At 36.9% G+C, this 9,433-nt stretch carries 8 protein-coding genes and 4 tRNA genes; 3 read left to right on the top strand and 9 right to left on the bottom strand.

Annotated features, from left to right (window positions below; translation table 11 throughout):
- Positions 1-123 precede the first annotated feature (123 nt).
- The 4 genes from PLA12_13800 to PLA12_13785 form a co-directional block, all read right to left on the bottom strand.
- Positions 124-199: transfer RNA gene (locus tag PLA12_13800), tRNA-Thr, on the bottom strand.
- Positions 200-205: 6 nt separating this feature from the next.
- Positions 206-281, bottom strand: a tRNA-Gly gene (locus PLA12_13795).
- A gap of 45 nt (positions 282-326) precedes the next feature.
- Positions 327-412, bottom strand: a tRNA-Tyr gene (locus tag PLA12_13790).
- A gap of 23 nt (positions 413-435) precedes the next feature.
- Positions 436-511, bottom strand: a tRNA-Thr gene (locus PLA12_13785).
- A 203-nt stretch (positions 512-714) separates the two neighbouring features.
- Here PLA12_13785 and PLA12_13780 point away from each other — a divergent pair.
- Genes PLA12_13780 through PLA12_13770 form a run of 3 tightly spaced genes read left to right on the top strand, consistent with a single transcriptional unit; the run spans position 715 to position 3,269 of the window.
- The gene (locus PLA12_13780; protein HOQ33563.1) at positions 715-1,371 is read left to right on the top strand and encodes an SIS domain-containing protein; all 657 of its coding nucleotides are present in this window, start codon (positions 715-717) and stop codon (positions 1,369-1,371) included.
- A 45-nt stretch (positions 1,372-1,416) separates the two neighbouring features.
- Positions 1,417-2,379 carry a malate dehydrogenase gene (mdh, locus tag PLA12_13775; protein ID HOQ33562.1) on the top strand — a complete coding sequence of 321 codons (963 nt, stop codon included), beginning with the start codon at positions 1,417-1,419 and terminating at the stop codon, positions 2,377-2,379.
- Between the two features lie 47 nt (positions 2,380-2,426).
- Entirely contained in the window at positions 2,427-3,269 is an 843-nt protein-coding gene (locus PLA12_13770; protein HOQ33561.1) for a hypothetical protein, read from the top strand.
- Positions 3,270-3,355: 86 nt separating this feature from the next.
- Here PLA12_13770 and PLA12_13765 read toward each other — a convergent pair whose 3' ends face one another.
- The 5 genes from PLA12_13765 to PLA12_13745 form a co-directional block, all read right to left on the bottom strand.
- Positions 3,356-3,745 (bottom strand): DUF2703 domain-containing protein, encoded by a 390-nt coding sequence (locus PLA12_13765; protein HOQ33560.1) that lies wholly within the window; start codon positions 3,743-3,745, stop codon positions 3,356-3,358.
- Between the two features lie 10 nt (positions 3,746-3,755).
- Complete coding sequence (locus tag PLA12_13760) at positions 3,756-5,087, bottom strand: Gfo/Idh/MocA family oxidoreductase (protein ID HOQ33559.1); 1,332 nt, start codon at positions 5,085-5,087, stop codon at positions 3,756-3,758.
- 23 nt (positions 5,088-5,110) lie between these two features.
- Positions 5,111-6,646, bottom strand: a complete 1,536-nt coding sequence (locus PLA12_13755; GenBank protein HOQ33558.1) for a DUF1080 domain-containing protein — start codon at positions 6,644-6,646, stop codon at positions 5,111-5,113.
- 20 nt (positions 6,647-6,666) lie between these two features.
- Positions 6,667-7,422, bottom strand: coding sequence for a ThuA domain-containing protein (locus tag PLA12_13750; GenBank protein ID HOQ33557.1), 756 nt, complete (start codon positions 7,420-7,422; stop codon positions 6,667-6,669).
- Between the two features lie 197 nt (positions 7,423-7,619).
- The gene (locus tag PLA12_13745) at positions 7,620-9,158 is read right to left on the bottom strand and encodes a radical SAM protein (GenBank protein ID HOQ33556.1); all 1,539 of its coding nucleotides are present in this window, start codon (positions 9,156-9,158) and stop codon (positions 7,620-7,622) included.
- Positions 9,159-9,433: the final 275 nt, after the last annotated feature.

The following is a 9,433-nucleotide window of genomic DNA, read 5'->3' as shown; positions in this document are numbered from 1 at the left end:
CCAATGTTCACATGCGGCTTCTTCCGCTCAAATTTCTGTTTCGACATCGCTGTATTCCTTCTTTTTGGGTTATGTTTTTTTGTTAAATTTTAATTTACTTATTTACATAATCTTTATAACTAATGGAGCCCACGACCAGAATTGAACTGGTGACCCCTTCCTTACCATGGAAGTGCTCTACCGACTGAGCTACGTGGGCAAAACATGGAGCGGGAGGCGGGATTCGAACCCGTGACCCTCAGCTTGGAAGGCTGACGCTCTACCAACTGAGCTACTCCCGCAAACGAGTATATATTATAAACGCTATTAGGCGTTTTATCTCAAATTGGTGGTGGGCGCTGGATTCGAACCAACGTAGGCGTTAGCCAACGGGTTTACAGCCCGTCCCCTTTAACCACTCGGGCAGCCCACCACAAAATTATATATTCAATTTCATGGAGCTGGCGAAGGGAATCGAACCCCCGACCTGCTGATTACAAGTCAGCTGCTCTACCTGCTGAGCTACGCCAGCGAATTATTTCTGTCCTTCAGGGAAGAATTATTTTATCAAATGTCTTTTCTTTTTGTCAACTTCACTTGCTTTTATTAAAACTTGTGACAATCCTGAAAGAGTTTATAAATAGTTGAAACTTTATGGATTTCCCTTTTTCATTCTCTGAATTGTTATAATTATGTCGTTTTTCAATTCTGTCCACAAATATAAGGATTTTTTATATGTATTTATCTCCACTTGAACAGGAAATTTTTGATGATTTATTAAGTCGCCGACCCGACCTCAAAATATGTGCCGATGACATTTTAAGGACACATGAAATTCTGGTCAATTGTTTTTCTAAGGGTGGCACTTTGTTTACCTGTGGCAATGGTGGCTCTTATGCAGATGCTCTGCATATTGCAGGGGAATTGGTTAAAAGTTTTGAACGGAAACGACCTATAGATAAATCGGTTTTGGAGAAATTAACCCATGAATTCGCCGGAGAGGAACTCGGAAAATATCTTGAAGCGGGATTACGAGCCATTCCATTAGGGATGAACAGTGCCTTGAAAACAGCCATTGAAAATGATTGCCCATTGCGTGATATTGCTTTTGCACAGGAATTGAGTGTGTTGATAAAATCGGGGGATGTTTTGCTTGCCATCTCTACATCGGGCAATGCCAAAAATTGTTTATATGCCATCAGTATAGCAAGAGCAAATAATGGCATAGTTATTGGGTTGACAGGTCCTTCTGGTGGACTTATGGCTCAATATAGTCATGTTTGTATTAAGACACCCGGCAATAGCACCAAAGTAATTCAGGAAGGGCATCAGCCTATATGGCATGCTTTGTGTGCTATGGTAGAGGTGCATTTTTTCCCGGAAAAACGATAGACAATTTTTAATTTCTTTTCATTAAAAAGTAATAAGGAGTAGATTATGTTTCATAGTAAATTTAGCCGACCTAAAATTGTATCTATTGGGGCAGGAAATGTTGGAGCTACTTTTGCTCAGTATTGTGCAGAGATGGAGTTGGGTGATGTGTTGTTATTGGATATTGTAGAAGGATTGCCTCAGGGGAAAGCGTTAGATTTAATGCAGGCTGGTATAGTCCGTGGATATAGCGTTTCGATAAAAGGTAGTAATGATTTTTCGGATATGAAGGATGCGGATGTTATTGTTATTTCCGCAGGTTTCCCGCGAAAACCGGGTATGAGTCGCCTTGATTTGTTGGAAAAGAATGGAAAGATTATTGCTAATATATGTGATTACATAAAGCGATTGGCTCCCGAAGCCATTGTAATTGTTATAACCAATCCTCTGGATATAATGGTGCAATTGGCTTTTCATTTATTAAATCATCCTCCTGCAAAGATAATGGGAATGGCAGGTTGTCTGGACAGTGCGAGGATGTGTTCCTTCATTGCGGAAGAACTTGGTGTTAGTCAGAAGCAGGTAAATGCGATGGTATTGGGTTCGCATGGGGACTTGATGGTACCTATACCGGAATATACAACCGTTGACGGGATTTCTGTAAAAGAACTCATTTCGTCAGAACGATTGGAACAGATTGTTGATAGGACAAGAAAAGGCGGAGCGGAAATTGTGTCTCTTTTAAAGACAGGTAGTGCTTATTATGCACCGGCAGCAAGCTCCGCGAGAATGGTTCAGGCTATTTTGAAAGATGAGAAGGCATTACTTCCCTGTGCAGTATATACACAAGGGGAATACAGTATATCGGGAGTATTTGTGGGATTGCCCTGTATTTTGGGGGCAAAAGGTGTGGAAAAGATTGTTGAGATACCCCTTTCCGATGAAAATAAAATTGCATTAATGAAATCTGTAGAGGAAGTGAAACAGGGAATACAATCGTTAAAAGAATTAGGATTTGCTGTCTATTAATGTTTATTTGGGGTATAATTAATGGAAATATAAAATTAGGGTTGTTTATGAATAAGCAAGAGATATGGATTGTTGCTATTACAACTGTATTGATAATTACTACTTTTGCTGCAGTAGCGTTTTTATCTTCGGGCTATTCTCCTATCAAAGAAAAATCTACACAAAAAAGATTTTCTGCGGCTCCGGGAAAAACGAGAGAAAAACCACTCCTGCTTGTAAGCAAAAAGAGAGAGGATACATTTGGGAATACCGATGAAGAAGAACAGAAAGGAGATACTGCTGAAATAAATAAAATTTATTCAGCACAATTAGGAAAAGATGATGATAAAAATGGGACTAATGCAGTAGAGGGTGCAATAGAAGGAAGTGAATCCGAAAAAAAACCGGTGGAAGCAGATATTTCCAAAGATTTAGAACAACTGTTACAGTCTATACCAGGCAATCAGCAAACTCCGGAAAGTAATGTGGAAGAACCTTTGAATAAATTAATGGATAATTTATCTTCACAGGAAAAAAAATTAGAGGTGTTAAAAAACCATCTTGATTCTCTTATGTCAAAAGGCTTAACGGAATGGGTAACAAAAAAATTAGAAGAAATCACAGGGCAAAATACGGAAAATAAAAGCGTTCTTTCAGAAGCACAATGGCTTTTAGCACAGATAAAGAACACTCAGGGAGATACCGCAACTGCAGAGCAATATTTTCAGCAAGCATGGCAAAATATATCTTCCTCATCCGACTTATCAGACCCGAAACAGGAGGAACTATTTCGGCTTCTCGGGCTAAATTATGTTCAATTTCTAAGAAAGCAAAATAAAAATACGGAAGCGGAAACAATTTCAAATACAGTCTCCGAAAAACTAAAAAATAAAACCGTATCCCAAAACTAGATTTTCCCTTATAACAACATATCTTACTTCTATCTTGTTAACAGGGTGTTGTCCATAGTCAAAGGAATGAAAATAGTTCGATGATATTACCGATTAGAAACAGCCATTAGACTTGCTTTGATAATTAGTTCTGCAGGTATGGATTCGTAGATTTCTTTACCATTCAAAATAACGGTTCTGCAATCATTAGGTCCGCAAACACTACAACATGGGCTTTTTCCTGTATGGGCATGTAAATAGTCTTCTAATAACCTTCCATTGATGATAATCCTATTGGATTGAAGTGGATTTTCCTTAAATTGCTCTGGTGTAATTGTTCTCTTTTCTAAAACAATCTGTATCCCTGAAGGATTGAGCAATGATTGTAAATGTAAAATTGCCTTTTCTAACTCTGTTTCTGTCGCATGACATCTTGGGCAAGTCTCTTCTTCTGAAACAAGCCGTTCCCACTCAATTTTCAGGATATTGTTGGACATAGTATTGTTTTTAAATTATATTCCAGGGTTGCTTTTTGGGACGGTGGATGAGTTGTTGAACATTATCGGGTAAAGGTAACGGGTCGGTAATGATTTCTTTTTCTGGGTCCCAACGGATAATTTTCTGAGTTCGAATAGCAATATCACTCAGTAAGCACAGAGCGTTGGAACGAACTGCAACATCAATATTGGCTATTGTTTGTCTGCGTGTTTGGACACATTCAATAAAGTTTTTCAAGTGATGCTTGCTTTGATATAGATGGACATCTGTCGGTTTTAATTTAATATCCAATAATTTTTCGGGTTTCGCCTGAAGTGTTTCACGATTTACATAAACAGTCCCTTCTGTGCCTTCGAAGGTTATTCCTGTGGGGTTCAGGTTGGGTTCTTTTTTCTCTGTTTGTTCGTTAGTAAAATGAACAATAACGCCATCTGCATATTTCATCTGGACATCCCATGCCATCGCACAATCGCAAATACCTTCTTTGGGAAATTCACCTTTTCCTTCATATTCAATTGGACCTGATGTTTCATCATTGCCGTGTCCCCATTGGGCAATGTCAACATGATGAATGCCCCAACCGCCAATAAAGCCCATAGCATAATCTGCAATGTGAAACCAGTTGGGTCTTACAGTTCTTGCTTTGCAAAATGGGACTGTAGGGGCTGGACCCAACCACATTTCATAATTGAAGTCTTCGAAGGAGGGAATGGGCTCTTCTCCACAGGTAGGACCCACAATACCACCGGGTACTGCAACACGGATTTTCTTCAGTTCACCAATGTAGCCATTTCGAACCAATTCGCAAGCAAATCGAAAATCATCATTAGAACGCTGTTGAGTTCCAAACTGGAAAATACGGTTATGTTTTTTTATTGTCTCTCGGACTTTCAAATCATCTTGGATAGAAATGCACAACGGTTTTTCAACATACATATCTTTCCCTGCTTCTGCTGCGAGAACGGAAAGAATACCATGCCAGTGGTCATTGGTCGCAATGACTACCGCATCAATATCCGAACGAGCTAAGACTTCATGAAAGTCTCTATAAAGGGATACATCTTTGAATTTCTTTCGGACAACATCATTAGCCTCATTTAAATCTTCTTTCCGAACATCACACAAAGCGAGAATCCGAGCCTCTTTAACTGTCATCAAGGCATTCATTAAATACCTTCCTCGTTCTCCAGTACCGATAAAAGCAACTCCTACTTTTTCAGAGGGCTTCGGGTCTTTGCCAAAAAGGGAAAAGCTAGGAATTAATGGAAAAGAAGCAAGCAGCGCAGATGTTTTTATGAAACTGCGTCTTGATACTGTTTGTTTTTTATTACTGGTCCCCATACAAAATCTCCTTATAATATAATTTATTCTTTGTCTGTTAAAGGTCTAATCCAAATATTTCTATATGCCACAGGACCGTGGTCTCCTTGCAACATTAAGGGGCCTTTAGAGGCTTCATCATTAAATAAAGATGCTCGTGTTGGACCGGATAATTCTTGATTTTCATGCACTACGATACCATTGTGAATAACACGGACAAATTGAGCATTAGCAATCTTTTTCCCTTCTGCATCAAATTTTGGTGCTTTGAAAATTATATCAAAACTTTGCCATATACCGGGAGGACGGGACGCATTGACACGAGGGGGTCTCCCTTCATATCCTCGCTGGTCATCGGGAATACCTGGTTCTTCATGCCACCGTTGATATATTCCTCCGCAATCGCTGTGTTTAGGTTCTGCCACACCCCAACTGTCCAATACTTGAATTTCATATCTGCCCTGGAAATACACGCCAGAATTAGACCCTTTCGGCACCATGAATTCTATGTGCAATTCAACATCACCCCATTCCTCTTTTGTAATAAGATGATTTGTCTTACCATCTTTTCCATTGATAAGCACACCAACACCGGGTAAGGAAGTAAGGAGTGCTTCGTTTTGTGGGTCTATCATAGCATCGGCACCACTATACCATGTTCCTACAGGTTCACGAAAAGCATTTAAGTCATCCGTGGAGATGTGAATAGGTTCGTAGTTTGAAAGGGCTGTTACGAGTTCTTTCCAGACTTTCATAGAGCGGGGTAAATGCTCTTTTACGGGTTCTTGTATACCATAGCCTTGTAAACCAATGGGGCCTGTGTATCCGATAGATTTTAAGGTTTTTAATAAAGGTTTCAAGTCATAAGTACCTTTATCCAGAGGCTGAATTAATTTATCCCAATCACCTGGCGGTTCTGCTCCATTTAAAGTAACTACGAATAATTTAGGTTTTACTTTACGAATTAAAAGGTCCAGATTTGTTTCAGGGCCATCCACCTTTAACCAATGACAGAGATTAAAAGAAATACCCACATTGGGTTTTCCCGAATCTTGTGCTAATTGATAGGCTTGTTCTGTTTTATCGAGCCAGCATCCGGCATGAGGATATAAGGCTACTTTTACACCATAAGGTAATGCCTGGTCTGCTACATTGCGAATAAGAGCAAGGGCTTGTTGATATGATTCCGTTTCGTTGGATTTCCATGTCTGGCTATTTATAGTCAACCAAAGGAAATATTCGTTACCTTTCATTATTTCCAAAATATCTGTCAAGCCCGGCTGAATCTGGAAACCTTCCTTCTCTATTGTTCCCCAGAAATAAACCGCATATAATTTTAACCCGTTAGATTGCAGAGCATTTTTAAGTTCTGCCATCTGGTCAAAACCTGTCCAACTGATACTCGTAAAACCTAATTCTTTAGCAAAAGATACCTGTAAATCAGGTGTTGCATGTTCAGCATCTCGGGTTGCAGTATCCATAGCAAAAAACTCTTTAAAAAATGGAGAGTTTTCAGCAAAAGACACCAAACTACCTGATAAAATTATTAGGGTGAATAGCATAACAGTTCTTTTCATCATTTTAATTTCCTCTATTAACATTAATTGTTTTTTCCAGATGCCCATTTAATTGCGTTGCTAATAAGTTTACGGAATTGCTCATTAGCAAATATTTGGGGACCGTGTCCCAATTGCACAAAGAATATTTCTGAATTATTGTATTTATTTACCCAGGCTATAAATGGTGTATTTTCTGGACAATTGGTTGTTAATAATACATGAACCTCAGGAGCTATGTAATACCCGCTGTATGTTTCATCTATCTCTTCAAAATCTTCTACTCCTTGAGTAATCGGGTGGTTTTTGTCTGCAACATGGACCGGAATTTTTACATCGTGTTTATATTTAGACCGTTCATATTTCTTGCCTTCCCATTCCATATCTTCTGAAAAATATTTTGCTCCAATAATCTTATTAAATTCGTTCCATTCTGGAAACGCTGAAATAGCATGATGCATAACAATAATTCTCTTGCCTTTCTCCAACATTTTTAAAAAGTTTTGCTGCTGTTTAGGGGTAATTTTCTGATGGAAATTGTAAAATACAATAGTATCAAACTCGTCAGAATGGTCTTTATCAAAAAATTCACACTTTTTGACACCATAATCAAAATAAGTAGGTTTCATTTCGGTAATGCTTGTCCACATGGCTTCAAAGGGTTCCTTATCATAACCATGCCCCCCTGTAATAATAGCCACACGAACCTGTGAGTAAGCAAAAGCGGTCATAAAAAACAAGGAAACAAATAAACAAGTAAATCTTACCCAATTCCTATGGAAAAAATTTTTTCTTTTCATTTTTATCCCTTTCTCATATCCTTATTTGTTAATAATTAATGAATATATAATAACAGAAAAATTACATAAAAAATATAATAGATATATTTTTTTAATATCTTATAAAAAGGAAAGGTAAAAAGGAGAGAGAGGGCAAATTATAGAAAATGGTCCTTTTTAAAATTTTATTAATGGGGTGTGTATAATAGAATAGTTAGTTAAGTTTGGGCTGTATCTTTTGAAGTTCTCCAGAAATTGAATGTTTTGAAAATACGAAAGTCAACAAAGTAATAGAGATATTTCAACATTTGCTTTATTGACTTTTTGCTAAATAAAAACAATATCCAGAGAAATATAAAGGGTTGAACAAAAATTAAAGCAAACCAGAAACATATTCCAACAAGAAGTTTTAATGTTTTAGATTCTGGATTTTTCTTATACCACTTACTAAGGGATAAGACAATTCGGGAGGGGAAGATTCCAGCCAAATGTTTTAACTTATTTACTACACTGGGTTTTGTAATTAAGATATCTTTTTCATGAGGGTCGTTTAATATTTCGGGCTTCTCTTTTTCCACTCGTTTGCGAAGCGGTATCCCTTCAAAAAAGGTCAACGAAAGGAGATAGAAAAAGTAAGGCTTCGGGATTTTACATAAAACATTAATCGTTGCCAAATCATCTTCTAATGTTTCATAAGGATTATCACAAATAACATCAATATTGGGTATTAAGCCATATTTCTTAACCCGTTCAACACTATCTAAAAATTTCTTTACAGAAATAGGTCTTTTATATATCTCTTTACAGACTTTTTCACTTCCACTTTGCAAACCGATTTGTATTCCTCTCAAGCCTGTATCCATTGCTTTTTCTAAATTTTCGTCGGTAATAAGATTAGGAGAAGAATAAATAATGTAAGGAATGTTCACTCGTTCTTTATATAATTTAAAAAACTTATCCAAATCTTCTTTTTTTCGTGCAAAAAAGTTTTCATCTAAAAAAGAAATCACCGCTACTGGTAAGGGTTCCTGTATCCCTCGCACTATTCCTTCGATAATATGTTCAGGCGATGCAGTTCGAAAATGATATTTGGGGTATAAATCGTAATAGAAAGAATTCACACAAAAGGTGCAACGCATGGGACACCCGCGTGAATTTATTACTCTATATATGCTGGCATGAAGCACACTGTTTTTTCGCACTAACTCATGAGTAAGTTCCACTACTTTTCCTTTATGTAAGAAAAAGGAGTTTTTAGAGACACGAGGGATATGAGGTAATTCATCCATAGACTCTAAAAGAGGATTTAATGGATTAATATGAATGTCATTTCCATCCTTATATGCCAGATTATTTATCGTTTCTAATTTTCCACCATTCTTAATTGCGTTAGAAATATCTAACACCGCTTTTTCACCCTCTCCTATGCAAACATAATCAGCATAAGGCAAGCCATGTTCTGGTGTTACCGTAGGTTCAACTCCTCCCCATATTACGGGGAAATCAAAATTTTTCTTCAGAAATAAGGTAAAATTTTTGGCATATTTATATTCTGATGAAGTTAAACTTATTCCTACCCAACTGGGTGAAAAGTCTTTTATATATCCTTTTAATGAATCAAGACTTTTAGAATCCTCGGGAAATCCTTGTACATACAAAATATTAGAATTAAAGCCCTCCCTACGGAGAATTTCATGTAATAGTTTTAAACTTATAATACTGAAATTTTTCTGAAGAGATACTAATAAAACATTCATAAAAACCTCTTTCTAAAATTTGTAGGAATGATAACAAAATCAATTTGACTTTTCACTTTATATTAACCAATTATGTATAAAAAACATCAAAAGTAATCTTTGTATTTTTTAAGTATTGCTTTTTTAATTAAAACATAATCCGAATAGGGATATATTTCTTTCACTGAATAATTATAACTTATATCTTAAAAAAGAATGCTAATAAATTTAAAACCATTATACAAAATAAAGTGGTTAGAAAACCTATTCATTTCGGTTCTGGCACTACTTGCAAT

The sequence above is a fragment of the Candidatus Hydrogenedens sp. genome (genome assembly GCA_035378955.1).
Lineage (GTDB): Bacteria > Hydrogenedentota > Hydrogenedentia > Hydrogenedentales > Hydrogenedentaceae > Hydrogenedens.
Note: the sequence above shows the minus strand (reverse complement) of the source record. Positions and strands in the feature narration are given on the sequence as shown.

Bases quoted from the DNA above. Each gene is read 5' to 3' on its own strand.
- PLA12_13780 (HOQ33563.1), top strand. From the start codon at position 715: ATGTATTTATCTCCACTTGAACAGGAAATTTTTGATGATTTATTAAGT.
- PLA12_13765 (HOQ33560.1), bottom strand. From the start codon at position 3,745: ATGTCCAACAATATCCTGAAAATTGAGTGGGAACGGCTTGTTTCAGAA.
- PLA12_13755 (HOQ33558.1), bottom strand. From the start codon at position 6,646: ATGATGAAAAGAACTGTTATGCTATTCACCCTAATAATTTTATCAGGT.
- mdh (HOQ33562.1), top strand. From the start codon at position 1,417: ATGTTTCATAGTAAATTTAGCCGACCTAAAATTGTATCTATTGGGGCA.
- PLA12_13760 (HOQ33559.1), bottom strand. From the start codon at position 5,087: ATGGGGACCAGTAATAAAAAACAAACAGTATCAAGACGCAGTTTCATA.
- PLA12_13745 (HOQ33556.1), bottom strand. From the start codon at position 9,158: ATGAATGTTTTATTAGTATCTCTTCAGAAAAATTTCAGTATTATAAGT.
- PLA12_13750 (HOQ33557.1), bottom strand. From the start codon at position 7,422: ATGAAAAGAAAAAATTTTTTCCATAGGAATTGGGTAAGATTTACTTGT.
- PLA12_13770 (HOQ33561.1), top strand. From the start codon at position 2,427: ATGAATAAGCAAGAGATATGGATTGTTGCTATTACAACTGTATTGATA.